The sequence below is a fragment of the Xenorhabdus japonica genome (genome assembly GCF_900115195.1).
Classification (GTDB): domain Bacteria; phylum Pseudomonadota; class Gammaproteobacteria; order Enterobacterales; family Enterobacteriaceae; genus Xenorhabdus; species Xenorhabdus japonica.
This window is the reverse complement of sequence record NZ_FOVO01000014.1, coordinates 48,623-74,024: the sequence shown is the minus strand read 5'-3', so window position 1 is coordinate 74,024 and position 25,402 is coordinate 48,623. Positions and strand designations below refer to the sequence as shown.

General features: G+C 42.1%; 28 protein-coding genes, 1 other RNA gene and 1 pseudogene. 11 read left to right on the top strand and 19 right to left on the bottom strand.

Annotated features, from left to right (window positions below; translation table 11 throughout):
- Nucleotides 1–99 precede the first annotated feature (99 nt).
- Nucleotides 100–444 carry an outer membrane protein assembly factor BamE gene (gene bamE, locus BM135_RS07740; protein ID WP_092519192.1) on the top strand — a complete coding sequence of 115 codons (345 nt, stop codon included), beginning with the start codon at nucleotides 100–102 and terminating at the stop codon, nucleotides 442–444.
- Nucleotides 445–495: 51 nt separating this feature from the next.
- Here the strand turns inward: bamE and BM135_RS07735 are convergent, their stop codons facing one another.
- Both BM135_RS07735 and BM135_RS07730 read right to left on the bottom strand, forming a co-directional pair.
- A complete protein-coding gene (locus BM135_RS07735; protein ID WP_092519191.1) occupies nucleotides 496–789 on the bottom strand; it encodes an RnfH family protein in 294 nt (97 codons plus the stop codon).
- Nucleotides 782–1,216 (bottom strand): type II toxin-antitoxin system RatA family toxin, encoded by a 435-nt coding sequence (locus tag BM135_RS07730; RefSeq protein WP_092519190.1) that lies wholly within the window; start codon nucleotides 1,214–1,216, stop codon nucleotides 782–784. The genes BM135_RS07735 and BM135_RS07730 overlap by 8 nt, the downstream gene beginning before the upstream one ends.
- 157 nt (nucleotides 1,217–1,373) lie before the next feature.
- Here BM135_RS07730 and smpB point away from each other — a divergent pair, with 157 nt between their 5' ends.
- Both smpB and ssrA read left to right on the top strand, forming a co-directional pair.
- Complete coding sequence (gene smpB, locus BM135_RS07725; RefSeq protein ID WP_092519189.1) at nucleotides 1,374–1,856, top strand: SsrA-binding protein SmpB; 483 nt, start codon at nucleotides 1,374–1,376, stop codon at nucleotides 1,854–1,856.
- 50 nt (nucleotides 1,857–1,906) lie between these two features.
- Nucleotides 1,907–2,270: a transfer-messenger RNA gene (gene ssrA, locus BM135_RS07720) on the top strand.
- Nucleotides 2,271–3,236: 966 nt separating this feature from the next.
- Here ssrA and BM135_RS07715 read toward each other — a convergent pair.
- From BM135_RS07715 to BM135_RS07675, 11 genes are all read right to left on the bottom strand, one after another.
- Nucleotides 3,237–5,123 carry a DUF927 domain-containing protein gene (locus BM135_RS07715; protein WP_092519188.1) on the bottom strand — a complete coding sequence of 629 codons (1,887 nt, stop codon included), beginning with the start codon at nucleotides 5,121–5,123 and terminating at the stop codon, nucleotides 3,237–3,239.
- Nucleotides 5,113–5,274: a hypothetical protein gene (locus tag BM135_RS16920; RefSeq protein WP_175486016.1), complete on the bottom strand. Its 162-nt coding sequence runs from the start codon at nucleotides 5,272–5,274 to the stop codon at nucleotides 5,113–5,115. Before BM135_RS16920 ends, BM135_RS07715 begins: the two co-directional genes overlap by 11 nt.
- A gap of 201 nt (nucleotides 5,275–5,475) precedes the next feature.
- The gene (locus tag BM135_RS07710; protein ID WP_092519187.1) at nucleotides 5,476–5,694 is read right to left on the bottom strand and encodes a helix-turn-helix transcriptional regulator; all 219 of its coding nucleotides are present in this window, start codon (nucleotides 5,692–5,694) and stop codon (nucleotides 5,476–5,478) included.
- A 268-nt stretch (nucleotides 5,695–5,962) separates the two neighbouring features.
- Nucleotides 5,963–6,301, bottom strand: a complete 339-nt coding sequence (locus BM135_RS07705; protein WP_092519186.1) for a hypothetical protein — start codon at nucleotides 6,299–6,301, stop codon at nucleotides 5,963–5,965.
- Nucleotides 6,301–6,867, bottom strand: a complete 567-nt coding sequence (locus BM135_RS07700; RefSeq protein WP_092519185.1) for a hypothetical protein — start codon at nucleotides 6,865–6,867, stop codon at nucleotides 6,301–6,303. The genes BM135_RS07705 and BM135_RS07700 overlap by 1 nt, the downstream gene beginning before the upstream one ends.
- Nucleotides 6,860–7,102 (bottom strand): hypothetical protein, encoded by a 243-nt coding sequence (locus BM135_RS07695; RefSeq protein WP_092519184.1) that lies wholly within the window; start codon nucleotides 7,100–7,102, stop codon nucleotides 6,860–6,862. Before BM135_RS07695 ends, BM135_RS07700 begins: the two co-directional genes overlap by 8 nt.
- Nucleotides 7,095–7,832 carry a host cell division inhibitor Icd-like protein gene (locus tag BM135_RS07690; RefSeq protein WP_245737323.1) on the bottom strand — a complete coding sequence of 246 codons (738 nt, stop codon included), beginning with the start codon at nucleotides 7,830–7,832 and terminating at the stop codon, nucleotides 7,095–7,097. Before BM135_RS07690 ends, BM135_RS07695 begins: the two co-directional genes overlap by 8 nt.
- Nucleotides 7,833–7,848: 16 nt before the next feature.
- A complete protein-coding gene (locus BM135_RS17660) occupies nucleotides 7,849–7,971 on the bottom strand; it encodes a hypothetical protein (RefSeq protein WP_281244122.1) in 123 nt (40 codons plus the stop codon).
- Nucleotides 7,964–8,182 (bottom strand): helix-turn-helix transcriptional regulator, encoded by a 219-nt coding sequence (locus BM135_RS07685; protein WP_092519183.1) that lies wholly within the window; start codon nucleotides 8,180–8,182, stop codon nucleotides 7,964–7,966. Before BM135_RS07685 ends, BM135_RS17660 begins: the two co-directional genes overlap by 8 nt.
- Nucleotides 8,183–8,298: 116 nt before the next feature.
- The gene (locus tag BM135_RS07680; protein WP_092519182.1) at nucleotides 8,299–9,057 is read right to left on the bottom strand and encodes a hypothetical protein; all 759 of its coding nucleotides are present in this window, start codon (nucleotides 9,055–9,057) and stop codon (nucleotides 8,299–8,301) included.
- 290 nt (nucleotides 9,058–9,347) lie between these two features.
- Nucleotides 9,348–9,593 (bottom strand): hypothetical protein, encoded by a 246-nt coding sequence (locus BM135_RS07675; RefSeq protein ID WP_139204085.1) that lies wholly within the window; start codon nucleotides 9,591–9,593, stop codon nucleotides 9,348–9,350.
- Nucleotides 9,594–9,915: 322 nt separating this feature from the next.
- Here BM135_RS07675 and BM135_RS07670 point away from each other — a divergent pair, with 322 nt between their 5' ends.
- Nucleotides 9,916–10,185 (top strand): hypothetical protein, encoded by a 270-nt coding sequence (locus BM135_RS07670; protein WP_092519180.1) that lies wholly within the window; start codon nucleotides 9,916–9,918, stop codon nucleotides 10,183–10,185.
- 135 nt (nucleotides 10,186–10,320) lie between these two features.
- Here the strand turns inward: BM135_RS07670 and BM135_RS07665 are convergent, their stop codons facing one another.
- The 3 genes from BM135_RS07665 to BM135_RS07655 all read right to left on the bottom strand — a co-directional run bounded on the left by BM135_RS07665 (nucleotide 10,321) and on the right by BM135_RS07655 (nucleotide 12,159).
- Entirely contained in the window at nucleotides 10,321–10,752 is a 432-nt protein-coding gene (locus tag BM135_RS07665) for an antiterminator Q family protein (RefSeq protein ID WP_175486014.1), read from the bottom strand.
- A gap of 456 nt (nucleotides 10,753–11,208) precedes the next feature.
- Complete coding sequence (locus tag BM135_RS17340) at nucleotides 11,209–11,388, bottom strand: phage baseplate plug family protein (protein ID WP_245737322.1); 180 nt, start codon at nucleotides 11,386–11,388, stop codon at nucleotides 11,209–11,211.
- Between the two features lie 120 nt (nucleotides 11,389–11,508).
- The gene (locus BM135_RS07655) at nucleotides 11,509–12,159 is read right to left on the bottom strand and encodes a phage baseplate protein (RefSeq protein ID WP_245737321.1); all 651 of its coding nucleotides are present in this window, start codon (nucleotides 12,157–12,159) and stop codon (nucleotides 11,509–11,511) included.
- 313 nt (nucleotides 12,160–12,472) lie between these two features.
- Here BM135_RS07655 and BM135_RS07650 point away from each other — a divergent pair, with 313 nt between their 5' ends.
- On the top strand, nucleotides 12,473–12,964 hold the full coding sequence (locus tag BM135_RS07650) for a hypothetical protein (RefSeq protein WP_092519178.1): 492 nt from the start codon (nucleotides 12,473–12,475) through the stop codon (nucleotides 12,962–12,964).
- 1,682 nt (nucleotides 12,965–14,646) lie between these two features.
- Here the strand turns inward: BM135_RS07650 and BM135_RS07640 are convergent.
- Together BM135_RS07640 and prpR are read right to left on the bottom strand one after the other, a co-directional pair.
- Entirely contained in the window at nucleotides 14,647–15,006 is a 360-nt protein-coding gene (locus tag BM135_RS07640; RefSeq protein ID WP_092519176.1) for a hypothetical protein, read from the bottom strand.
- A gap of 586 nt (nucleotides 15,007–15,592) precedes the next feature.
- Nucleotides 15,593–17,287, bottom strand: a complete 1,695-nt coding sequence (prpR, locus tag BM135_RS07635; RefSeq protein ID WP_092519202.1) for a propionate catabolism operon regulatory protein PrpR — start codon at nucleotides 17,285–17,287, stop codon at nucleotides 15,593–15,595.
- A gap of 295 nt (nucleotides 17,288–17,582) precedes the next feature.
- On the opposite strand from prpR, the gene prpB reads away from it, so the two are divergent.
- The 4 genes from prpB to BM135_RS07615 all read left to right on the top strand — a co-directional run bounded on the left by prpB (nucleotide 17,583) and on the right by BM135_RS07615 (nucleotide 23,154).
- Nucleotides 17,583–18,467: a methylisocitrate lyase gene (gene prpB / locus BM135_RS07630; protein WP_092519175.1), complete on the top strand. Its 885-nt coding sequence runs from the start codon at nucleotides 17,583–17,585 to the stop codon at nucleotides 18,465–18,467.
- Between the two features lie 14 nt (nucleotides 18,468–18,481).
- On the top strand, nucleotides 18,482–19,657 hold the full coding sequence (gene prpC, locus BM135_RS07625) for a bifunctional 2-methylcitrate synthase/citrate synthase (protein WP_092519174.1): 1,176 nt from the start codon (nucleotides 18,482–18,484) through the stop codon (nucleotides 19,655–19,657).
- A 35-nt stretch (nucleotides 19,658–19,692) separates the two neighbouring features.
- Nucleotides 19,693–21,144, top strand: coding sequence for a bifunctional 2-methylcitrate dehydratase/aconitate hydratase (locus BM135_RS07620; RefSeq protein WP_092519173.1), 1,452 nt, complete (start codon nucleotides 19,693–19,695; stop codon nucleotides 21,142–21,144).
- A 123-nt stretch (nucleotides 21,145–21,267) separates the two neighbouring features.
- Nucleotides 21,268–23,154, top strand: a complete 1,887-nt coding sequence (locus BM135_RS07615; protein ID WP_092519172.1) for a propionate--CoA ligase — start codon at nucleotides 21,268–21,270, stop codon at nucleotides 23,152–23,154.
- Between the two features lie 270 nt (nucleotides 23,155–23,424).
- On the opposite strand, the pseudogene BM135_RS17335 reads toward BM135_RS07615, so the two are convergent.
- A pseudogene (locus tag BM135_RS17335) lies at nucleotides 23,425–23,537 on the bottom strand (thioredoxin domain-containing protein); the annotation flags it as partial.
- A gap of 492 nt (nucleotides 23,538–24,029) precedes the next feature.
- On the opposite strand from BM135_RS17335, the gene BM135_RS07610 reads away from it, so the two are divergent.
- Both BM135_RS07610 and BM135_RS07605 read left to right on the top strand, forming a co-directional pair.
- A complete protein-coding gene (locus BM135_RS07610; protein WP_092519171.1) occupies nucleotides 24,030–24,590 on the top strand; it encodes a cytochrome b in 561 nt (186 codons plus the stop codon).
- A gap of 19 nt (nucleotides 24,591–24,609) precedes the next feature.
- Nucleotides 24,610–25,236 carry a YceI family protein gene (locus tag BM135_RS07605; protein ID WP_092519170.1) on the top strand — a complete coding sequence of 209 codons (627 nt, stop codon included), beginning with the start codon at nucleotides 24,610–24,612 and terminating at the stop codon, nucleotides 25,234–25,236.
- Nucleotides 25,237–25,402 lie beyond the last annotated feature (166 nt).

Genomic DNA, 25,402 nt, shown 5'->3' with positions numbered 1-25,402 from the left:
TCTTGTATAATTGCAGTCATAGGTAAATGCGTAGAGGTTTTCAATCTCTTCAATGTTTATTATTATCGACGGCCTAACTCCTAAAGGAATGTAATTACTATGCGCTGTAAATTATTGACTGCCGCTACTGTATCACTTGTTATGCTGACTGCGGGTTGCTCCATGCTTGAGCGAGTTGTTTATCGTCCTGATATTAATCAAGGGAACTACCTTACGCCGGCTGCGGTATCAAAAATCCAGAAAGGAATGACTCAGCAGCAAGTCTCTTACACTTTGGGAACACCAATGCTGACCGATCCATTTGGGAGTCAAACTTGGTATTACATATTCCGCCAACAGCTAGGTCATGGAAAAGTAACTCAGGAAACCCTGACACTTATCTTTGATAGCAAAGGTGTGCTAACTGATATCAAGAATGAAAAGTCACTGCCAAAGAATCAGTAAAGTGTGTATTTTATTTATTCGCCAGTAAATAAACTGGCGAATAAATGGATCCTATTGCGCATTATTTTTAGCGCGCTCTGCCCGCTTACGCCGCATTTCTTTTGGATCAGCAATCAGAGGGCGATAAATCTCTACACGATCCCCTTCTTCCAGCGTATCAGTCAATTTGGCAGGACGGCTATAGATACCAACTTTGTTCTTGGTCAAATCGATATCATTACGTAGTGTCAAAAAGCCAGACTCGATAATAGCCTGTTCAATAGTTGCTCCTTGCGGTACTTTCACATTGCGCAAATATTGCCGTTTAGGCAGAGCATAAACGACTTCGATATTGATCTCAGACACTGTAAACCTCACGAGCACGTTGGCTAAATGCCTGAACCATATTACCAGCCAACTCTTTGAAAACCTTGCCAAAGGCTAGCTCAATTAACTTATTAGTAAATTCAAAATCAAGATGCAACTCAACCTTGCAAGCATCTTCACTTAGCGGAGTAAAATGCCACCCTCCCATCAACTTACGGAAAGGCCCATCAACCAGCTGCATTTTTATGCTTTCATTATCAAATAACGTATTGCGCGTTACGAACGTCTTACTAATCCCTGCCTTAGAGACCTCAACGGAAGCCATCATTTCATTATTACTACTGCTTATTACACGGCTACCCACACATCCCGGTAAAAAATCCGGATAAGACGTCACATCGTTGACCAATTTATACATTTGTTCCACGCTGTAAGGCACTAGCGCAGAGCGACTAATCTGTGGCATATCATTTCCTGTCAAACTTAACAGTGCTGAATAATATCACTTAAATGTGGTTAAATAAAAACCCGACGACATTTAGATCAATAAATGTGCACTTATTGCTAAATATCATGCAGAAGAGATTTCTTTCACTAACGCATACAGTATAATACAACTCATTATGACAAAGAAAAAAGCACACAAACCCGGTTCGGCAACAATTGCCATGAATAAGCGAGCCCGCCATGAATACTTCATTGAAGAAGAATTTGAAGCAGGCTTATCCCTACAAGGTTGGGAAGTCAAATCACTGCGCGCTGGCAAGGCTAACATCAGTGAGAGTTATGTTTTGCTCAAAAATGGTGATGCTTATCTTTTTGGTGCCACAATTACGCCATTGAACGTTGCTTCTTCCCACGTAGTTTGTGATCCGACACGATTACGCAAACTACTACTTAACAAACGAGAGCTTGATTCACTGTATGGTCGAGTCAATCGAGAAGGTTATACCATCGTCGCACTTTCCATGTATTGGAAAAATGCTTGGTGCAAAGTCAAAATTGGCGTTGCAAAAGGTAAAAAAGCACACGATAAACGTTCAGATATTAAAGAGCGCGAGTGGAAATTAGACAAAGCACGAATTATGAAGAATTCTGGGCGTTAATCACTAGCATTATCCCCCAATATTCTGATACACTTGCGTTTAACACACTTGGGGCTGATTCTGGATTCGACGGGATTCGCGAAACCCAAGGTGCATGCCGAGGGGCGGTTGGCCTCGTAAAAAGCCGCAAAACAATAGTCGCAAACGACGAAAACTACGCACTGGCAGCTTAATAACCTGCGCAGAGCCCTTTCTCCCTAGCCTCTGCTCTTAGGACGGGGATCAAGAGAGGTCAAACCCAAAAGAGATCGCGTGGATGCCTTGCCTGGGGTTGAAGCGTTAAATCCAATCAGGCTAGTTTGTTAGTGGCGTGTCTGTCCGCAGCTGGCAAGCGAATGTAAAGACCAGACTAAGCATGTAGTACCGAGGATGTAGGAATTTCGGACGCGGGTTCAACTCCCGCCAGCTCCACCAATTTTGTATTCGGAAATCATCGGAATACACCGAAAACCCAAGAAAAAGCCCTAACTCATTATGAGTTAGGGCTTTTTTACTGCCCGTTAGTATTCGTTTAGTATCGTTATAACTCGATAGTTTTGGTAGTATGTTTGGTAGTAAGTCGGCTACACTACATATTAGGTAAAATCTATGCCGCCCCGTATAACCGAAAGGGGCATATTTCCTAGGGTTATAAACAGTGCGGAGTTTACCGTTCTTGTCTATCTCTTCTGTTACACCAACAAGTACCCCCTTTTTGTGTAGAGCGGCAAGTGTCATATCAAAATTACAGCCATCCAAAGCACGTTCTTTCAACGCTTCGGGTGTAACCCAATAAATGCGTGATGGAGGGGGATCATTATCAGGTATCGACTCGTTGTTAAAATCAGCTAAATCAACAGATTCCCCGGCAGCTAAAGTAATGTAACCATCAAATATAGTTATATGCCCACCGCTATCAGAGGAAGAGCGGAAGCGATGTTCACCGTAAGTACTGAGATACACACTCAGCCGCTCAATACCGTTTACCGCTTCCAGATCACCAGTCGTGCCCCTACTATCTACATAGGCTTTGAAGCACTCACCAACACAGCGTAGACCCTCCCCGGTATTCCAGCCTGTAATGCTCCATTCAGTCGCCAATTCACCCGCAGCAGCACAGAGTGCAAAGCGCTCTAATACCCGGTCTAACTGTGAGCCTGCATCCTCTGGTCTATAAGTTTTCTTGAACTGAGTGATTAACTCTCGCAAGCGATCAATCAGCTCCGAACGGGAAGAAGCAGTAAGCTTTTCAAGCCATGCAATACCCGCACATCCATAGTATTTCGTTGTTAAGGCATTCAGAGAATCGGCAAACTCTTTAGCTGTGCCTAATCCGTGGAGGGTATCAAAAACGCCATTCTCATCGCTTACTATCGCCGGAATATCCATAAAGCGAGCTTGCTAAGCAACCTGACCCACCAGCTTAGGATTAACGCTTTTCAGTTCATCCAGGATTAATGGTAAGTCATTATGCGCTGTGGCCAATACCTCGATCCCGACTAAGGTAGTGTTGCAACTATGGGAATATCCGCCTGTTGTTGCACCACTCCCCCATACAGAGGCCGCGACATGCTGAGCCGTACTTTTACCTTTGGTTGAAGCCCCTTTCAGGCTGAATACACCACCATCAACCCCCAATACATTGAGTAAAGGAGCAGCAAAAGCAACACAGAGAGAAAATACTAACCGGGTATTACCGGCACATTTTGCGCTGATAAGTTTCTGCCAGTCTTCAAGGGATGCTGATTGCGCTAACTGGCTGCGTTCGCTCTTTTTACGCCCGGATAATTGGTACATCACTTTGCTGGTGGAGCTGCCTATTGTGCTTTCAGGCAATACAAACAGGCGATCATTAAACCAGCCCGTGGAGATGGCTAAGGTTATGCGCTCTTTTGCCGTTGTGATATTCAGATACCCCAATAAATCACGGCTCATACCTGTACCAATATATAACCCTAATCTCGCTAAGCTCTGAGGAATATCACTACCGGGCTTATGTAATTGCTCATCGGGTACAATGAATTGCTTCGTTTCCCTATCCTTGTCTTTAAATGAAATCAGCTTTCCCCAGTTATCGCTGTATACATCGCGGGTTAATCCCAGTACTGAGAACGGCGCGGATATCTTCCGTGCCTCAATGGTTTTTGCCTTACCTTTCCCCTCTTCAATATTCTTCATTAGACCGTCCTCGGTCATATAAAAACCGAGCTTTTCTAATGCTAAATAAGGTCGAAGAATTTGAGGGTTTTCCCACCCCAGCGAGGCAGCTTGCGAAAATATCCATTTATAGCTGGTGAGATCAGCACGGGAAGTATCCCAAGTTGCTTCAAAATGTTTAGCATCAAATGCCGCTCCACCAGCTTCTGACCATTCCAACGCCAATTGGTACGCATTGTCTTCATAGGGTGTGTTTTTCAAACTACCAAGAGCAGCAATTACCCTTTGCCAATTTTGTCTGCCTCCCTCTGATATTGCCAGCATCGCGGGAGAAAATAGCGCAGCATGTAAATCAGCTAATGTATGCTCGTCCACCTCAAACCAGCGTTCTAAATCAGTGTCACTATCATAATGCTGTACAGGCCGAGGAGTTGTCTTCGACACAAGCGTAGCCATTGCAAGATAGTTCTCTACGTCTGCCAATTCGCCGTCTAAACGGTGAATAATCGCATCAGTCACATCCTCCCCGCTTTTCGTTTTCCGGCGTACAGCATTCACTATTGGCAAATAACATTGTTGCTCGGCACGATAAACAGACTCATCCCACCCAATGACAGGAGTCCATTCGCTGATCAAATTCTCTTCTGCGATTTGCTGTATCGCCGTTTCTATTTCATGGGCTATCATCTGGCATACATGAATACCCACAGTGCGATCTACCTCAGAATCCAAGATAATAACAAAACGACAACGCGGAGCATCTGCGGTATAATTAAAAGTCGTATAGAGTACACCTTTAAACGTCTTTTTTAAGTAACTGACTAACGCATCAAACGTCTTGGGGCTGTCAAAACTATCGCAGTCAAACGATGCAAAGCGGCGTTTAGCCGCTAACGCTGAAAGCTTCCAGTTTTTGATACCCTGAAACTTCTCAGGGTATTTTTCTTTTGGGTCTTGGCTTTTTGGGTGTTCCCCCGATTCCATTGCCGCACAAAAATATTGTTTCTTCTTGGCAGTCGCCGTATCAGTTATTAAGTGCTCAATGAACTGATCTGCGTTTTCGGCGCATCGTTGCTCAGGGGTAATATCGTATACATCCCGTCCACGGGAATAGTAAATTTTATCTGCCATTATTACTGTTTCCTTTTTTTCTATTCTCCCTGCGTTCTAAGGCAGCAGCACGACGACATACAGCGCGGTTAACATAATTCTCAGCAACAAATACCAACTCATTGTAATTTCGCGGATTAGCTAAAGCGGGAATACGCGTGTTGATTTTCATTGAATAACTCCGTTGCATAATTGGGTCAAGTATTCAATCTGTTGATCTAGCAATACACACGATAGCATTCGATTAGTTCAATCGTCTTATTCTACTGGCTTTGTTCGGCATTAAAATTGACTTTATAAAACCAGAATACACATATTGAATACATAACCCATAATTGCAACGCGATCATTTTTAGAGCACGGTTGTCTATTGTTAGCCACGTGATTTATCCTCCTGTCCACGGGTATTAAGACGTGATGCTATATATTCATTAACTTCACTTGCTGCCCATTCCACACGCCTTAACCCCAATTTCACAGACTTTGGAAATTCAGGTGTTCTTTTTAAAAACTCATGAAAGCCACTATCAGATTTATAGTGCAGTGCCGCTTTTATTTCTTTTTTAGTCAGCATCGATTCACTAATACTCATTGCATTTTCTCCTGCGTTAAACGGTCATAAACGGATATAAACGCAAGCAACATAGCCACTAAGGAAATAACAAATAAGCCCTTTACATATGCAGGCTGCAATAAGAAATACACTCTGCACATGCAGGCTGTAACAACAAAACACAGAGAGCCAATATGTAATCTTCTACGTATTGGCTATTATTCCGTGGAGGGGATAAGTGTTTATTTCGCTCTAAATTTGTAATGAGCTTCTTTTAACGTTCGCGTTTATAACCGGTATGACTCAACTACCGGCCCCCTTTCTTTTTATTTTTCTTCCCTTGCTTACGCTTACATTTTTTAGACTTGGTTCCGGTATACTTTGAGCCACCACTAAACAACATAGTTTTATGACCTTTAACCAACTGGGCACGTGGAGCATTTCGAGTCATGTTCTTTGTGAGTTTTCGACTACGTGATTGAGCCTTGTTTTCTTCAAACACCGCGATTGTTGACACAACTCTTGGCTCTCGAAAATCTTCGCCAAAATCGATTTCTTTAACCATATCCATGACTCCCCCTGTATTGTCGTTCTCACAATCACTAACTGTTTCAGCTACAACGCTGGTGGATTTAGATTTATTCATCAGTGCATCACCCTCGGCTTGTTGGTCGCCATCTGAGGTAAACCCTCTTCAATAAAGTCGCGATGCAGATCGAACATGACTTCTCGACCAAAATCAGAAAGTGCCGCGCCTTGACCGGGGAAGCCCGTTAGCATTTGCCAATAGAAGCTGGCAGCGTTCTTTAACCCTTGCTCGTGCCCGAATCGCTCAATCAACGCGCCCTCAACATTATTTTCCAATGTAGAACATTCAGTAGATAAGAACAGTGGAAGTATCATCGGGGAATTTTCCAGCTTAAAAATGGCGTTGCCGTTGTGCTTTTCCCTTTGCTCAATAATCCAGACATGCGCCACCAGCCAACGAAAGAAACGAATATCACCGACAGCTTGCCCCTCTGGGTGTGTGGTTAGCCATGCCATCATTAGCTCTAAAGCTACATCACTCTGGTAGTCCCATTCGCCACCATTAAACCGGTCTAAGATAGAAGTCACGGGCAGAGAAGCCACTATCATATCTGGGCTGCTTTCCTCGGATTGGCTGTACAGCGTCACAATGTCGTTTTCGATAACCGTTCTGTAATCAAGCATATTGCACCTCATTAGCATGGGTAACACAGGGGGCAGCCTCAGCCGTCCAGTAAGCGCTTTTGGCGTTGTCGGTATGCAGTTGTAAGAGTTGTTGCGCGTATTCCAGTAAATCGGCCTCGATATCCCTCGCTTCGGGGTCTAATCGCAGGTACTCCACGGCCTTAAGGAATGCCGCTACTGGCTCTAACACATCGGCTGGCTGAGCATAGATATTTGCCAATGAACGATCAGACATGGCGCACCTCCTGTACTGGCAGGCGAGCAGCAAAGAACAAAACGAAATCACGGGAAAGTGCAGAACGGGCGTTGTGCTCGTCAGCGGCAATAGCCTCTATACGGCTGGGAATAGCGTCTAAATCTGCACGTTTGATGCTCAGAAACACGAATTTGAAATGAGTTGGGGTAGGGATAGTCGCCATAGTTGCGATCTCCGATAACAGATTTGAACTGTCACCGCGAGAGGTCTCAATCTCTATAGGGGCGGTGACGCAGACAAGGTTGAGACTACTGGCGTTATCGGGAACCAGCCAGCTCGAAAGCTGCCTTGAAAGCGCCACCATTGAATACGTATAGGCGAATACCACCTTAAATGGTAGGTGCTGTGGTGCAGTGACACAAAAAAAGACGCTTGGCGCGTCATGTGTCGCCGATAACTGTTTACTCAGGGTCTCAATCCTGACACCAGATTTTGCTGGTGCAAGGTCAATATAGCCAAAGTTGAATGACAAAGTAAAGAGACAATGATCACTATTTTCATGACTATGCGTTTTGATTCCCCAAAATGGGGGGATCAAAGATTGAAAAATCGCCATTTGTAATAGGCTAGTCGAACCATGTAATGATTTTGCGCTGTCCGAATTTGGATAGCTCAAATTATCAATGTTCGATAACTCGCTAATACCGTTCTGGCTGTTTTTAGAGCGAGTTTGTCCGGTGGCACTTAAGCCACTTTTTAAATGTTCCATGTTTATGACTCCGTTTTTATTCGGTAGGGTACAGCGGTAGAATTAATTCAGCTTGAGTCCTTGCCCGTATATCCACCAGCAAAAATAAGCCTGTAAATTGCCGGGCAATGGGTACAGATAAAATATCTGTATTAGCCATTGCGTACCGCCTCTAAACGTTCACCTAAGCGAGCGGCAATAATGCGCTGGTTAATCCAAGCATCTATTTCACTTTCGATAAACGCAGACGCACGTTCGCCGGTCTTTATTTGCTTGGGGAATTTCCCTTCGGAAATGTATTTGTATACCGTGGACTTGCCTAAACCAGTACGGCGACAAACTTCGGGTAATCGGATAAGAGAGTGTTTCATAGATAATAGTCTTCCTAGGTTGTTGTGGATCGGTACGAGAGAAAGACTACTACCTTTTATTTTGGAATATTCGAATGTTCCGGGAATATTACAAATATTCCAAATGGTAACAGAAACTATTTGATGTCTAGTTTTTCAATATCTACGTTTTCAATAAGAGGAACTATTTCGATAAGCATATCTCTAAGCTTACCGTGTAAGGCTTTTCCGCTGGGTGCTTTAATGCCTTTATCACTAAAATCTGTACTTATTCGGCTATGGGGATCGTCTAATTCTCGGCGGATATTTTCTGCTTCATCCGCACTGTACTGGATATGAAGTAATGCTTTTACTAACCTTGCCATAAAATTAAGGGATCTAGGGTTTCCGTTTATCTCTTTTTCTTTGGTTTTTATCTCTGTGTAATTTTCAAGCAAAGGGATATTGTGGATTAGAGAGTATATTTTCTCTAACTCAAAGTGAGGGATAACAGGTTCAGGTGATGGTAATGCCTCTACAGTCGAGTATTCTCTATCGTGATTATTGTTAGGTGTGGAATTCTGATTCTTGTTGGCCATCTTGTGCGCACTATCAGTATAAAGATCCGATGCTCTGTTAAGAGCATAGGTAATATATACTCGGTCTTTAATCTTTCTTCCGCGCTTCTTCACATTCACTTCGCCAGTTTTTAAATCAATACCACTCTGAACTATTGTCGCCCAATCTGCGTCATTAGTACGTACCGCAAGGTATTTATAGCTCTTTACTTCATGAAATAATAAGTCAAATACCGACTCTAATCCCCTTTTAAACCATATTGCTCGCATATCATCTAACAATAGATATCTACCTATAACCCCCTCTTTAAACCATAGTTTAATATGTTTTTCTGTCACATGGAAACTAGGATTGGTCGCATTTAGTAAGTCTACTGCAACACTAATGGGAGGGTTTTCGAATGCACATACTAGGGGCTTGGATCTTTCATCACGTCCGCCTTATAACGTAGTGCCTTAACAATAGGGATGATGAGGCAGGCGGTAAGGCGTACCGCTTTTCTCTCCGTCGAGATAGCCCCATCGAATAACATTGTGCTATAGCTGGTGGTTTTTGTCCAAATTCTGATGGTGCTGGAATGGAACAATTAAGCCTAATCAAAAGGTTATGGATAGATTGAGCCTATAACTTATTGATTGTTATTAACTCCCTCAATTTGAGGAAGTTGAACGGGGAGAGTATTTAACTCATTGAATTGGCTTAATTCCGTGTGCTGTACGGAATCTCTTTGCTGGTGGATTTTCGGGCATTTAAGAACCAAGGCAATAATATTGACTTGGTTCAGAACGGTATACAGAAACGCTAACCCTTTGATACTCTCGGAAACCTGTATTGCAGGAAGCCGGGCGATATGGGAATTTCCATAACGGTTCAAACTCTGCGTTTCAGGGTGTTTGAACTTTATCAATCGGTTATGAGGTCGGGTAAAAGTTTTCCGCGACCCTGTGAGCTAAGCCCTAAAAAGGGCTTTGCATTGCCCGTCATACCTGAGCTTTGCCCCTGCGGGTTGGTAGTGTTTGGCGAAACTTATTATTACAACAGCCAATACGATCAGACTACTGAGTTTCATTATTGTTGTATTAATTGGGTAAAAAACAATAATGAGAATCGCTTACATGGAATGTTATTGAAATAGAGTCGAAAACATAAATTTTCTTATTTTTAACATATTACACAATTAAAAAAGAGAGGATTTCATGCAAATAACAAACCGTTCAAATAGAAATATTTCTATGAGTGTTAATAAATGGGGAAAAAGAGGGGATACAGACTGGAATAGTCTAAGCCCGGGTGAGACTGAATATTGGGATCGTAGCGATGAACGTGGCTTTATAATGGGTATTATTAAGAATGGGGAAAGAAATTCTTATTTTATATTTGCCAACAGTAGTGTCTTCATCTATGAGGATTACATTGAAGACTTTGGTAGAAAAATAAAACCAGCAACAGACCGCTACCTCTCATAAAACGTAATCAAAGATGCCCACGTATTCTTCCGTACTCTAAGTGGGCATCACGCCTTACCATACTGAATATATTAACCCTACCGCCAAATATGGCGGTAGCCGTTCGCATAGATATACGGGCAAGGGATAGGCTTTTTACTGTTGGGCGTTTAATGCTGAACTGGACGAATTCGCCCTGTTACCGTGGAAGCCATAGATTAGGTCTATTTCCAATGGTTCGTCTAACGCCTCCAGACACCCTAAGATAAAACTCTCAGCCACCAGCATTCGCTTTCTGACTTCGCTTTCACCGAGCTTGAACTTACGGCCTATGGCTCTTTTCGACATGCCGCTAACGTAGTGGTGCTCGATAAAATCACACTCCTGAGCCATACCGACATTGCGCAGCTTGGCGACACAGCTATCTATGATCATGCCGTCCTCGTCACTGCACGACAGCTTATTGTTACCGGAATAAGTCACCGCGTTTTCAAATCCAGCGGATACTGACTTCCAACCAATGTTAACTCTGCCCTGCACTACCCACCCGCCCCAATGCAATAGTATTTTCTGCATATCTCTGTGCATGATCTTTTATCCACTTTGGTTGTACTATATAACTAGTACATATTAACACCGGTTGGGGGTATAAGAAATAGATGTTCCAACTTTTGGACCATACTGATTAGAAAGGGTTTTTCAATTCTAGCGATTCGCGAGAATTAAGCCTTATCAATAGGTTGCCGGGGAAGTTCTAATCGGGTTGGCTAACGGGCAAGGGATAATGATCGCGTTTTTGCTTCATGAGTAGAAACAGAGTGTTATCTGTAATTATGGTGATTGGCTTTTCAATCATCACTTTAACCTACTGATTTATTTTAATTATACCGATTCGGTAGAATTGAAAAGCCCCTTGTTTTTAACTGCCGGGATATCGATAGTCTCCCCGGCATAAGAGACTTATCTAGTTGATATTGTTCGTAACGCAAGTTTGCTTTATGGATAACTGTTTGATTTTAATCATGAGGCGGGTTTTGAATCATCTCAAGAAGATACGAAATATAGCCTCTTGGTATCGCCTAAGCCTTCTCCGCTCGTCTCATTACCGTCTTTGCAAACAAAAACCAGCGCACCATTAAAGCCCAAGCTCTGGTATGATTCCAGAATATCTACGCCAGAAACTAGCGGAGTTCCTAATACCATCGGCTCGCTATTCGGGTGCATAATATCTAATACCCAACCAGCAATGCCCCTATACTGTATACCATTCTATACGCTATGCCGCCTAGCTGAATATCAAACACTTGGTTTCCCGCGAGCAAAGGTATCTCTACGACGTTCATTTCAGCCTCCTGTGATCTGCTTTCCAATCCTAGACAATGCGCCACCTAAAAAATCATCTAATGCCTCATATCCCGCGTTTAACAAAGACTGATTTTTATCGATTGTTATTGGCGTTACCGTTCCTCGGTCAAGTGTTGGCTGAGCCTCTAACGGTGCAGTTCTTGCTACCCGTGGAACTTTTATACCCTCAACTATTGCAGTATCGACGATAATCACTTCACGCAAGGTCAAAGTGACCATCAGGACATTTTCAGAGGTTTTATCCGTTACTACTTCAATTGCCCGGATCAGCATGTTTCTATACCGGCGCTTTCCTGTGAGAACGTCAAACGGCTCTTTAGAGGCTTTTAGTTTAAGCAGTTGTTCATAAATTTCTTTGGGGCTTTTACCCAATATTTCTTCGGTATTAAAATCAAATATCTTAGTAGGCGTATCAAAGCCGTCAATTAACGAACCCCCACCAGCAAAACCTAGCTCCATTGTGACCTCTGACGGCTTATCATAGGCATGGTCACTGATAGCTGCACCGTATTGCACCGGATGCTCAGTAATCTCTGCCGAATCTTGGTGCTTTTCCGATATCACGACACTCGGTATTATCATTCCGATTCTTCGCGTATTCTGAAAAAATAACGTTGATAAAATATCCACGGTTAACCTTTAGGTTCATAAAAGTTTCTGTAGATAAAATATACCAGATTACCCAGAATAAGCGCGCAGAGTTTAGGCTAATGGAAATTAGCTCAAACCATTTAGCACCAAGCATTACAGTGGTAGTAGTTACTAACAAACACCTTTAACTACAGATAACTACAAACCAAAAAAACATCAGTCAGAATCTGGTATTAAATCGTATGGAATGGTTTATCGGGGTAACTTGGTTCGTAACATTTCACCCTCAAAGCAGAGCTTGATAAACTATTCCCTTACCCTTCTATAAACTAAATAATATCGATTGCAAACTATGCAAAACGGACTTGTTAAATTAGCGATGGATACCCGAAGAGTATTCGAGAAAGAGCACCAAAAAATAAATGATATGGGTATTCCTTTCTTTTATAGCTTCCCAATTAATTCTTGTCAGGGAGCTTCTGTATTCTTCGGTATGGTTGCACAGCAATTTTTCCGCAATGCCGATATTAAAATTGTTCTTGGTGGCGATCGAAAAAATGACGATTTCCATTACTGGTTAGAAATTGACAAAAAAGTCTATGACCTGACTGTAGACCAATTTATATCTTGGATGGACGAACAATATAATTGCCCTGATAAACCTATCTACGCAGAAAAGAAACATCCGCTGGCAAAATACTTTTTCTACAAACAGCGTTTTTCTCCGGTAGACGCCTTTGCTATTTTTTGTACTCGACACGCAAAAAATACCAGAGCTACGATTACTGCATATGACTTTATGCGAGCAGAACTTAGAAATCTGGGCTGGGGAGCTGATACCTAAGGCGGAATTCTGCCTTAACTCTGTGGTTAGGTTTAATTGCTCCGAAACAGGGGAATTAGCAACGTGACCGTAGCTCAATATCGAGTTACGGTTAACTACATGATTATGCTAATGATTCAAAAGTTGGATCATCTCTGAGCGCAAAGCGCTTTGCCAAACGGTTCAATGAAACTATGAGCAAGCAAGAGTGCTGGCCAACATTATTCAAAATTTTTCACATAACACTACAGCAAACTACAGAAAAATATTAACCGTTCCTAAACTACATCAAACTACTGGACTTGAAAGCCAAGAGACTACGCCCGGCGAAAAATCCATAATAGATGGAGTAGCCAGACAGAAAAGCGGCCGCGATGTAGAAATTTTTATCCCACAGGCCTAAGCAAGAATTCCTGTTTAACTCTACCGCTAAATCTGGTATAGCCGTATAAACGCAAAAAATGTTGCTCATTTTCCGGGGAGGGGTTTATTGAAACATCGGGACATCTATATTAGGTGTTGTCCCGCTCTTGTCCCTCATTTGTACTGAGTATAGATTTTATAAAATACATATAACTATATAATATATATAATATTTTTATATTTATATAAATAAGTAAGGGACACAGGGACAGCGGGACACATAAAAATACTGTTTATAAATATGAATATACACAGCTAATCCCCCCCGGTCAAAAAGCAATCGTAAATGTTTTTGGTAGTAAGCTTGGTAGTAACTAACCAATAAAAAATTAATAAAAATATTATTTATCAATTAACTATATAACCAATTCAAATTCCGCAAGAAAATTTGGTAGGACAGTGTAGGGATAACAACTTGAAAAACAGTAGGTTAGAAAAGTTGGTTACTGTCATGACAGTAAAAGGACTTCAAAGTGCACGTGAAATGCACGTGGAGTTAAATTTAAGACACCTCAGACTTCCCCTCTGAGGTGTTTTTATTTGCAACGAATGTATTTCTATTTGTAAAAAAGTGTAACAAAAATACATTCCACTTTTGCTCTTTTTAGATCTGATTTTTCCCTCAGTTCACTCTTCTCAAAAACCCATATTGAAGAACGGTCATCATTATTTTATTCAGAAAATTCACTGCAAAAATTCCCCGCTAAACCAGTGCATTTCTGTACACATAAACAGCACTTTTAAGTATTCAGATTTTTTGATGATATTTGACGATCAGATGAGCTTTTGCCAAAGAAGAATCAAGTGAGTATGAGAAGTCAGTATCCTTATAAAGCAGTAATCTGTCCTTTAACATATGGGATACCTAGAGTTAGTTTCACGCCTCCGTTTGAAACGGAAGTGTGCTGAATTAAAAGTGAGAAATCCCACCTTTAGCTAACTTGTTGATTTTGCTTATTTCCGGCAGAGGAGTGGAAATTAATGAAATCAATGGGTTAGAGGAAAGCCACGTAGTGCACAGCCTTGTATTGGTGTGGAGGCAGGTGCTGATCCCCTGCATTACGCCGTCCAGTTCCCCATCCCGTGATTATTGGTCAGTCTTTCAGAGGACAATTAAGACGCAGTTATCTAAGCTGCCAATCAGCCTTAGCATTCTCCATATTACAATAATCACTATTTAATGATTATTAGAGTATAGAGAAATAAAAAACCAGCGCTATTAATATGCTGGTTTAATAATAAAACATTTAGGTAAATTCATTAGACTCTATGTATTAAAATTAATGGACTATTGCTTTTACGCTAGTTCCTTCGAGTTTAATTTTCACAATTTTACCTTGAACAAAAGCATCATGAGCAATTTTATTATGTCTCGCGTTTGTTTGATGAACAGCAATGCACCCTTCATCACCTGACTCTAGACTCACAAACCAATAAACATCTTGCTCCAAACTGTCCAAAGAAACAGTGTAAGCCAGTTTTCCGATATAATTACCGGAAGTCATAAACTTTGTGCACTTAAAATTACTTGGGTTAACTATACCGATATTATCAGCACTTTTTGTCTCCGCAGCCAGACTTGTTCCTGCGACCAGAGACAAAAATAATCCTGCAAGAATACTCACTTTTTTATTTATCATAGCTTTTCACCTTATTGATATGAATTAACCTTGTCAGACATCACTTAAATATTATCCGCACAATATCTAAACACCTATGTTAAAATAAGGATAACACTGATAATTTAACTCAGATAAAAAGGAAGTTTTAAAGCCTATTAATAATCAAATGAATAATAATTATAATTATAATTATAATGATAATAAAGTTAATTTTATCTCAAAAACAAAAAAAACCTCACTAGGCAAGATCTGATAATTTAATAAGCTCTGTGACATTGCTATCACTCTTATCACAATAGCTCCTAAATTGGTCAAGTATTCAATCTATTGATCTAACAATACACACGATAGCATTCGATTAGTTCAATCGTCTTATTCTACTGGCTTTGTTCGGCATTAAAATTGACTTTATAAAACCAGAATACATACATTGAATACATAACCAAAACGTTAAATGGCTGGTATTGGGCATATAAGAAATCAGGAGAGGCAAGTTGGATCCCATTGGAATATGTTAAGGTTTAAAAATGCTATAAATAATGTTTCTTTATCTAAGATGTAATATTCAACACGTAATATATGAATCCGCGTGTAATTAATTTTCCTATTTAATTTTGCCCTGCTCCTGCTTTAATCTCCGCCATAGCGTCGTGCGGCTAATTCCCAAATGTTCCGCTGCTGCACGCCGATTACCTGAAAATCGCGCCAAGATATCATGTACTGTAATATCAGGCGCTGAAAGCGTGTTTTCAATAAGAGAAGATGCTTCAAATTGGGCTGCTTTCACATTATTATTAATAACTTTGCCATTAATAATATTGCTATTCATAACTTTATTATCAATTTGACGCTCAGGTGAAAGTGATAATATTAACGCAGGAGTTAAAGCCTGTTCAGGATGAGCACTCAAATAAAGCGCTATTCGTTCCATCAAGTTACGCAATTCACGTACATTTCCCGGCCAATGATAGGATTGCAATACTTCATGACATTCAGCAAGCTCTTGTATCCTTGATGTAGCAACAGGTAAATTAAGTGCGGCAAAAGCCCGTTGTAAGTATTCTATTGCCAACAAGCCAATATCATTTCCTCTTTCCCTCAATGCTGGTACGTTAATTCGCAATACACTCAAACGGTAGAACAAATCGGCTCGAAAACGCTCTTCCCTGACCCAAGTATCCAAATCACAATGTGTGGCACAGATAATCCGTACATCAACAGCAATCGGGCGATACCCGCCAACCCTGACAACGAATTTTTCTTCCAATACCCTTAATAACCGCGTTTGCAAAGGTAATGGCATTTCACCAATTTCATCAAGAAATAACGTTCCCCTGTGCGCAATTTCAAATAAACCTGCACGCCCGCCACGTCGTGAACCCGTGAAAGCCCCTTCCTCATAACCAAACAGTTCAGCCTCCAGTAAAGATTCAGTAATCGCCCCACAGTTGACAGCAACAAACGGCTTGCCCGCTAACTGTCCATAACGCAATGTATATTCATGATGAATAGCCTGTGCCACCAGCTCTTTTCCCGTACCGCTTTCTCCCTGAATCAGAACCGTGGCTGTCGAGCGGGAATACAGCATAATCGTATTACGCACTTGCTCTACCGCAACAGAGTTTCCTCTAATATCGCTGATCGTATGACGTGTGCGGAGCTTATCTTCTGTAGGATAAGGGGAAATCACCGCCTGATTGAGTTTGGTCATCCGGGCCATCTCCAACGCATCCTGAAATGCCTGCCGAATAGAGTCCGCTGAATAGACAAACACCCCCACCAGCTCAGCTTCATAAGTAAGATCGGTAATTAGCCCTGCTCCCACAATGACTTTAATGCCCATCGCCTTCAAGGCATTGACTTGCGCTCTGGCATCTTCCTCTGTCACATAACTGCGTTGTTCAATGCGCAAATTAAAACGATGCTGAAACTCCTCCAATACAGGTAAGGTATTCTGGTAAGTAATGACACCAATTCGCGAACTGATTTGTCGGGCACGCGCCAATGCCTGCATAAAATCAAACCCGCTGGCTTTGGCAATAATCACCGGCACGGATAAGCGGCTTTTTAAATAGGCGCCATTAGATCCTGCGCAAATCACGGCATCACAATGCTCGGTTTCCAGCCGTTTGCGAATATGTTGAACCGCACGCTCAAAGCCCAACTGAATCGGAGTAATATCAACTTGGTGATCGAATTCCGGTGTAATGTCACGAAAAAGATCAAAAAGTCTGGAAACAGAAACTGTCCAGATAACCGGTCTATTGTTATCACGTTCCCCTGTGTGTACTGATGTCATGTTTCCTCCCATATTTTTTGTAATGAGATCACCCTGCTGTTTCACTTCCGAAATCTGAAACAAAAATGAAACATAATTTATTCAAAATGAAACAAGTATACATTATAGCCAATAGCTAAACAGCAACTACCCATTAACTAAAATCAATCTATCCATGTAAATTTAAATAATAAAAACAATAAGTTTTTTATATCCGCTCCTGTTTACGCTTCACTTCTTTTATCATTGGCACAAACCTTGCTTAAATTATAGCCGCATACAAATTCGTTCCATTTTAGTAACACTGAGGTTATATATGGCATTTTCTTCTGCAGGATTGGCTTTTCGTCAAGCAATAGAAGCCGAATCTCCGTTACAAGTCGTCGGAACCATTAATGCAAACCATGCATTGCTGGCAAAACGGGCAGGCTACAAGGCAATTTACCTTTCAGGTGGCGGGGTTTCTGCCGGTTCACTGGGATTACCTGATTTGGGAATTTCTACACTGGAAGATGTGTTGATTGATATCCGCCGCATCACTGATGTCTGTGATTTACCTCTGCTTGTTGATGCCGATATCGGATTCGGTTCCTCAACATTCAATGTTGCCCGCACCATTCGTTCTATTATTAAAGCAGGTGCGGCGGGTGTTCATATTGAAGATCAGGTCGGTGCTAAACGTTGTGGTCATCGTCCGAATAAAGAAATCGTATCCAAACAGGAAATGGTAGACCGCATCAAAGCTGCCGTTGATGCCCGCACCGATGAACATTTTGTCATTATGGCCCGTACGGATGCACTGGCGGTGGAAGGGCTAGATGCAGCACTGGACAGAGCCGCAGCTTATATTGAAGCTGGCGCCGATATGCTATTTCCTGAAGCGATTACTGAGCTGCATATGTATAAGGAATTCGCGTCCAAAACGTCGGTTCCTGTTTTAGCGAATATTACCGAGTTCGGTGCGACACCACTCTTTACACTCGAAGAATTAAGAAGCGTGAACGTCGCCATTGCCCTTTACCCCCTATCAGCATTTCGAGCCATGAATAAAGCAGCCGAACAGGTCTATACAGCTCTGCGTCGGGATGGCACACAGAAAAATGTCATCAATATGATGCAAACCCGTAACGAACTTTATGAAAGCATCAACTACTACGATTTTGAACGAAAACTGGATGCCCTGTTTTCCCCAAAAAAATAGCAGAGGTGATACGCATGAGTAAACAGAATACAGTCACGGAATCCCCTGAAATTACGACATTCAAACCTAAAAAATCGGTTGCACTGTCCGGCATTACGGCAGGCAATACAGCACTTTGTACTGTCGGCAAAAATGGCAATGACTTACATTACCGTGGCTATGATATTCTCGATTTAGCTGCCCATTGTGAGTTTGAAGAGGTCGCTTATCTCCTTATCCACGACAAGCTACCTTCCCGCGCAGAATTAACGTCCTACAAAAATAAATTGAAATCCTTGCGTGGCCTGCCCAGCAGCGTAAAAGCCGCATTGGAAGCACTGCCTGCGATAGCGCACCCCATGGATGTGATGCGTACCGGCGTTTCTGTACTGGGCTGCACTTTGCCAGAAAAAGAGGATCATAACCTCGCAGGTGCTCGTGATATTGCTGATCGCTTACTCGCTTCTCTCAGTTCAATCCTGCTTTATTGGTATCATTACAGCCATAATGGTCGCCGTATTGAAGTTGAAACCGATGATGATTCCATTGGCGGACACTTTCTCCACCTCCTGCACGGTCAAAAACCGTGTGAATCATGGAAAAAAGCAATGCACATTTCCCTGACCCTATACGCTGAGCATGAATTTAACGCATCTACATTTACCAGCCGGGTCATTGCAGGTACGGGATCGGATACTTACTCTGCCATTATCGGGGGAATTGGTGCTCTGCGTGGGTCGAAGCACGGTGGAGCCAATGAGGCTTCATTCGAAATCCAACAACGCTATGGCACCCCAGCTCAAGCCGAAGCTGATATTATTGCCCGTCTGGAAAGAAAAGAAGTCATCATTGGTTTCGGTCATCCAGTTTATACCATTGCCGATCCTCGCCATAAAGTGATCAAAGAAATTTCCCTGCAACTTTCCCAAGAAGCAGGTACAACCCAGATGTATGACATTGCAGATCGGATTGAGTCTGTGATGTGGGATAACAAGAAAATGTTCCCGAATGTTGATTGGTTCTCTGCGGTGTCCTATCACATGATGGGCGTTCCTACTGCCATGTTCACACCGCTGTTTGTAATTGCCCGAACTTCTGGTTGGGCGGCACATATTATTGAGCAACGCATTGATAACAAAATAATCCGTCCAACGGCTAACTATACCGGCCCTGAAAACTTGGAATTTATACCGATTGAACAACGTAAATAACCCGATTTACACATAACACGATTTAAGGATTGATTATGTCTACCTCTGTTGTTAACAACCGCCCTGATTACGATCAGGTGATTGTGGATATTGTGGATTATGTCATGGACTACACTATAACCTCCCCAATTGCTTACACCACGGCTCACCATTGCCTGATAGACACCTTGGGCTGCGGGTTGGAAGCGCTGGAATATCCCGCCTGCACAAAATTATTAGGGCCAATTGTGCCGGGAACAACCGTGCCCAATGGAGCGCGCGTGCCGGGAACCCAATTCCAGCTTGATCCCATTCAGGCTGCATTCAACATTGGTGCAATGATTCGCTGGCTTGATTTCAATGACACTTGGCTGGCGGCTGAATGGGGACATCCCTCTGATAATCTGGGAGGCATACTTGCCACTGCTGACTGGCTGTCAAGAAATGCGATTGCCCGTGGGGGAAAACCGCTAATCATGTGGGATGTTCTGACAGCGATGATTAAGGCGCATGAAATTCAAGGCTGCCTGGCATTAGAAAACGCCTTTAATAAAGTCGGATTGGATCACGTTGTTCTGGTAAAAGTGGCTTCCACGGCGGTTGTTGCTCAAATGTTGGGGCTGAAACGTGAAGAAATATTGAGTGCGGTTTCATTAGCTTGGGTTGACGGTCAATCCCTGAGAACCTATCGTCATGCTCCCAACACCGGCTCTCGCAAATCTTGGGCTGCGGGGGATGCAACCTCCCGCGCGGTGCGTCTGGCATTGATAGCTCAAAAAGGTGAGATGGGATATCCCTCTGTATTGACCGCCAAGAATTGGGGATTTTATGATGTTCTGTTCAATCGCCAACCATTCAAATTCCAGCGCCCTTATGGCTCTTACGTAATGGAAAATGTGCTGTTTAAAATCTCTTTCCCGGCTGAATTCCACTCACAATCCGCTGTAGAAGCGGCAATGTTCCTGCATCAACAACTGAAAGAGCACGGCAAACGAATTGAAGATATTGCCCGAATCACTATCCGTACCCATGAAGCCTGTATCAGAATTATTGATAAACAGGGGCCATTGAATAATCCTGCTGACAGGGATCACTGCATTCAATATATGGTCGCCATCCCATTGATTTTCGGTCGCCTGACGGCTGCGGATTATGAAGATGATATCGCTGCCGATCCACGTATTGATGCTTTACGGGAAAAAATAGTCTGTATCGAAGATGCCGATTTCACCCGTGATTATCATGATCCTGAAAAACGCTCTATTGCCAATGCGCTGACTCTGGTCTTTACCGATGGCACGCAACTGGATGAAGTCAAAGTTGAGTTCCCGATTGGGCACGCTCGCCGCCGTAAAGATGGTATTCCGCTATTAGAAGAAAAATTCAGGATCAATCTGGCGCGTTGTTTCCCGCAAGACCAACAACAAAGCATTCTGGAAAAATCTCTTGACCTAATGTCATTGAAAAATATTCCCGTAAACGAATACCTCGATTTGTACGTTATATAATCTATATACCCAATCGATTTCAAGCCACCGCTAACCAAGCGTTGGCTTGAAAGATGAAAGACATCGCTATCGGCGGCTCTGATTCCAGACGTCGCCTCTCATCTGCATATGCTAGGAGAGATTATGTCATTCCAAGATTTCTATCAGCATTCGATTGATGATCCCAATGCTTTTTGGGCTGAGCAAGCCAAACGGATACACTGGCAACAGCCTTTTGAACAGACGCTGGATCATAGTAACCCACCCTTTGCCCGTTGGTTTTGTGGAGGAAAAACCAATCTTTGTTACAACGCACTGGATCGCTGGCTGGAAAGCCAACCCAACACCAAGGCACTGATTGCCATTTCAACGGAAACTAACAGTGAGCGCGTTTTCACCTATAAAGAATTACATCAAGAAGTGAATAGAGCTGCCGCTATGATGTTGTTCCTCGGCGTGAAAAAAGGCGACCGCGTTATTGTTTATATGCCAATGGTGGCTGAAGCTCTGTTTATTTTACTGGCCTGCGCCCGTATTGGCGCGATCCACTCAGTGGTATTTGGTGGTTTTGCTTCCCACAGTCTCGCCACACGATTAGATAACGCCGAACCGGTTTTAGTCGTCTCTGCGGATGCTGGCTCACGTGGGGGCAAAATCATTCCCTATAAACCTCTGCTGGATGAAGCCATTGAGCTGGCCAAACACACACCACGCCATGTTTTAATGTTAGATCGCGGGCTGGCTGATATTAATTGGATGAACGGCCGAGATGTAGATTTCGCTACATTACGGCAGAAACATCTTGATGCGGAAGTGCCCGTTACATGGCTTGAATCCAATGAAATCTCCTGCGTGCTCTATACATCAGGCACAACCGGCACACCGAAAGGTGTTCAGAGAGATGTCGGTGGTTATGCTGTGGCGCTGGCAACATCAATGGACGTTATTTTTGGTGGTAAGGCCGGTGGCATTTTCTTTTGTACATCGGATATCGGTTGGGTTGTCGGACACTCTTATATTATCTATGCTCCGTTGATTGCCGGCATGGCAACCGTCATGTATGAAGGACTTCCGATACGCCCGGACGCTGGTATTTGGTGGCAGATTGTCGAAAAATATCGTGTCACCAGAATGTTTTCAGCCCCTACAGCAATCCGCGTCCTGAAAAAATATCCTACGGATTGCATCGCCAAATATGATATCTCATCACTTGAAGCGCTCTATTTAGCAGGAGAGCCTCTTGATGAGCATACCGCCCGTTGGATTGCCGAAGCCATTAATGTGCCTGTGGTTGATAACTACTGGCAAACTGAAACAGGCTGGCCAATTATGGCGATTGCACGGAGTTTGGATGACAGGCCAAACCGTTTTGGTAGCACAGGTTTTCCTATGTATGGTTTTAACGTCAAACTGATCAACGAACTGACTGGTCAGGAATGCGACGCTAATGAGAAAGGAATGCTGACCATCAAAGGCCCTTTGCCTCCCGGTTGCATCCAGACTATTTATGGCGACGATACCCGTTTTATCAATACTTACTGGCGACACTTTGACCAGCAAGTGTACTCGACTTTCGACTGGGGGCTCCGTGACAGCGACGGTTACTATTTTATTCTGGGACGTTCAGATGATGTGATTAACGTTTCTGGTCACCGCTTAGGGACACGGGAAATCGAAGAGTGCATTGCCAGCCATGAAGATGTGGCCGAAGTTGCCGTCATTGGTATCAAAGATGAAGTAAGAGGACAGGCAGCCGTTGCTTTTGCTGTTCTCAAAGAAGGACGGGAAATCCAGTGTGCTGACCATTTTGCTGTATTGGAAAAAGCGTTGATGGAATTAGTGGATAAGAAAATCGGCAGCGTTGGCCGTCCGGCACGGGTCTATTTTGTGACACAATTACCGAAAACCCGTTCAGGAAAAATGTTGCGCCGTACTATGCAGGCCATTTGTGAAGGTCGTGAACCCAGCGATATTGCCCTGATTGAGAACCCTACCTCACTGGAGGTTATTAAAGATGCAATTTCCCATTAAAGCTTTCCTGAATCAAAAACACTTCTAAATCAGAATTTATAATTCTGACTATCCATTGTTTATATTCATCAAAAAATGCTAGTTATACTGGCAGGGAAAATCTCAAATATGGGATAACCTATTGAATACAGATATTTTTCTATGAAGTTCTCTTTCGTTTAATCAATATTTAATGTCGTTGAGTTATTATAGTAATGTACTACATTTTTCCAGCTCATTTTACCCCTTATTGCTCCGTTTCCTACACGGAGCTTTTTTTATCCTAATCAGAAAGTTAACAATCAGAAAGTTAAAAGGAATATCCAATGCCTTGAGCAAAATCCACGGACGCAGTGACCAAGAAGAGAAGAATAGTTTTTATTGGCTATCCACAACGTATACATCACCTTTCTCTCTGTAATTATAAATCATATTGTGATAAATGATGTGACTGTATAAAAAACAATAAAACATCTCATCTCATAATAAGAAAAAAGAGATAGACAATAAAATTAATCTTTTAATATTGATCCTTTCATACTAAAACAGCAACTAAGATAAAAAACTCAGCCAATAAAAAACCACAAATAATTGGTTATAATAAAATAACCAAAAAGAATATAACAATCTATCTTATTTTCTTTATTTTACCTAAAACATTACCATTCCATCTTATTATTGACAAATTTTGATATTCTCAAACAAATTATTTGTTTGAGATTTATAAAAATAAAATTTAATTTTTATCTACTATAATGTTCTAACTTTCTCATTAATGTTTATGACACTTTAGGGCTGCCAGTACGCTTTATATCCGTTTTTCAAGTTGCTGACTTGTTGACTATACTTCAACCTGAAATCGATTGGATATAAGTGATCAAAAATAAGGAAACAGTATGCTGCTAAAAAATACTTCCACACGCTTTGGACATATTTCTATTTTAATCCATTGGCTAGTAGCCCTTGCCGTTTACGGGATGTTTGCCCTTGGATTGTGGATGGTGACATTAAGTTATTATGATGCTTGGTATCATCGCGCACCGGAGCTGCATAAAAGCATCGGTATATTAATCTTCATTGTCATAGTTATTCGCCTTATATGGCGATTTATTTCTCCACCACCAAAACCATTGGCAAGCTACAGTCAATTTACACGCATCAGTTCAAAACTAGCACATTTCACACTGTATATCGTTCTATTTGGCATCTTAGCCAGCGGATATCTGATTTCTACTGCGGATGGTGATTCCATCAGTGTTTTTGGATGGTTTGATGTTCCCGCAACCTTGACTGAACAAGGAATTCAAGCTGATACAGCCGGTATTATCCATCTTTATTTTGCTTGGATTGCAATGGTGCTCTCTCTGCTGCATGGTCTCGCTGCACTAAAACACCATTTTATCGACCGTGATATCACCCTAAAAAGAATGTTTGGTTTCAATCCCGATATAAAATAATTTCTGGAGAATTACTCTTATGTTTGAAAATACTATATTTAAAAAGACCATATTTAAAAAGAAATGGCTTAAGAAGTCAATAATCAGCCTGACCGCAGGCATGTTATTGATGGGTACTGGCTCAGCAATGGCTGCCAACTATACATTTGACACGGCAGGTCAACACGCCTTTATTGAATTTCGTATCCAACATTTGGGTATGAGCTGGCTTTACGGGGGCTTCAAGAAATTTGACGGCAACTTCACGTTCGATGCACAAAATCCCGCTACAGATAAAGTCAATGTCAATATTAAAACAAATAGTGTCGATACCAACCATGCTGAGCGTGACAAGCATCTACGCAGTGCCGATTTTTTGAATACAGCAAAATATCCAGAAGCTAAATTCATTTCAACCGAAGTCAAAAAAACAAGGGAAAATTACACCATCGTTGGTGATCTAACATTAAATGGTGTCACCAAGCCCGTGGCATTGAACGCCAAATTAATGGGAGAAGGCAAAGATCCGTGGGGCGGATATCGCGCAGGCTTTGAGGCCAATGGAAAAATCAAATTGAAAGATTTTAAGATTAAAAGTGATTTAGGGCCAAAATCTCAGGAAGTCGAGTTGATCATTTCTGTTGAAGGGGTACGGGAAAAAGCCTGATTTTCCTCCTGATAACGTTTTAATATTAATTTAAGCGATTACTTTTTAATAAAAAACGCGGCAAGAAACCATACCGCGTTTTATTTTCACAACCTTCTATTTTTATAGCCTTCTATCATCTCTATCTTTTGAATGACTAATTTGTTAACCGTTCTGCAATTCCAAA

Bases quoted from the DNA above. Each gene is read 5' to 3' on its own strand.
- BM135_RS07700 (WP_092519185.1), bottom strand. From the start codon at position 6,867: ATGCTTGATTACAGAACGGTTATCGAAAACGACATTGTGACGCTGTAC.
- BM135_RS07610 (WP_092519171.1), top strand. From the start codon at position 24,030: ATGCTGCTAAAAAATACTTCCACACGCTTTGGACATATTTCTATTTTA.
- BM135_RS07605 (WP_092519170.1), top strand. From the start codon at position 24,610: ATGTTTGAAAATACTATATTTAAAAAGACCATATTTAAAAAGAAATGG.
- BM135_RS07640 (WP_092519176.1), bottom strand. From the start codon at position 15,006: ATGATAAATAAAAAAGTGAGTATTCTTGCAGGATTATTTTTGTCTCTG.
- BM135_RS07690 (WP_245737323.1), bottom strand. From the start codon at position 7,832: ATGGAACATTTAAAAAGTGGCTTAAGTGCCACCGGACAAACTCGCTCT.
- BM135_RS07710 (WP_092519187.1), bottom strand. From the start codon at position 5,694: ATGAGTATTAGTGAATCGATGCTGACTAAAAAAGAAATAAAAGCGGCA.
- BM135_RS07665 (WP_175486014.1), bottom strand. From the start codon at position 10,752: ATGCACAGAGATATGCAGAAAATACTATTGCATTGGGGCGGGTGGGTA.
- BM135_RS07670 (WP_092519180.1), top strand. From the start codon at position 9,916: ATGCAAATAACAAACCGTTCAAATAGAAATATTTCTATGAGTGTTAAT.
- BM135_RS07695 (WP_092519184.1), bottom strand. From the start codon at position 7,102: ATGTCTGATCGTTCATTGGCAAATATCTATGCTCAGCCAGCCGATGTG.
- smpB (WP_092519189.1), top strand. From the start codon at position 1,374: ATGACAAAGAAAAAAGCACACAAACCCGGTTCGGCAACAATTGCCATG.
- BM135_RS07705 (WP_092519186.1), bottom strand. From the start codon at position 6,301: ATGAATAAATCTAAATCCACCAGCGTTGTAGCTGAAACAGTTAGTGAT.
- BM135_RS17660 (WP_281244122.1), bottom strand. From the start codon at position 7,971: ATGGCTAATACAGATATTTTATCTGTACCCATTGCCCGGCAATTTACA.
- BM135_RS07685 (WP_092519183.1), bottom strand. From the start codon at position 8,182: ATGAAACACTCTCTTATCCGATTACCCGAAGTTTGTCGCCGTACTGGT.
- bamE (WP_092519192.1), top strand. From the start codon at position 100: ATGCGCTGTAAATTATTGACTGCCGCTACTGTATCACTTGTTATGCTG.
- BM135_RS07730 (WP_092519190.1), bottom strand. From the start codon at position 1,216: ATGCCACAGATTAGTCGCTCTGCGCTAGTGCCTTACAGCGTGGAACAA.
- prpB (WP_092519175.1), top strand. From the start codon at position 17,583: ATGGCATTTTCTTCTGCAGGATTGGCTTTTCGTCAAGCAATAGAAGCC.
- BM135_RS07615 (WP_092519172.1), top strand. From the start codon at position 21,268: ATGTCATTCCAAGATTTCTATCAGCATTCGATTGATGATCCCAATGCT.
- prpC (WP_092519174.1), top strand. From the start codon at position 18,482: ATGAGTAAACAGAATACAGTCACGGAATCCCCTGAAATTACGACATTC.
- BM135_RS16920 (WP_175486016.1), bottom strand. From the start codon at position 5,274: ATGAAAATCAACACGCGTATTCCCGCTTTAGCTAATCCGCGAAATTAC.
- BM135_RS07715 (WP_092519188.1), bottom strand. From the start codon at position 5,123: ATGGCAGATAAAATTTACTATTCCCGTGGACGGGATGTATACGATATT.
- BM135_RS07620 (WP_092519173.1), top strand. From the start codon at position 19,693: ATGTCTACCTCTGTTGTTAACAACCGCCCTGATTACGATCAGGTGATT.
- prpR (WP_092519202.1), bottom strand. From the start codon at position 17,287: ATGACATCAGTACACACAGGGGAACGTGATAACAATAGACCGGTTATC.
- BM135_RS17340 (WP_245737322.1), bottom strand. From the start codon at position 11,388: ATGCACCCGAATAGCGAGCCGATGGTATTAGGAACTCCGCTAGTTTCT.
- BM135_RS07650 (WP_092519178.1), top strand. From the start codon at position 12,473: ATGCAAAACGGACTTGTTAAATTAGCGATGGATACCCGAAGAGTATTC.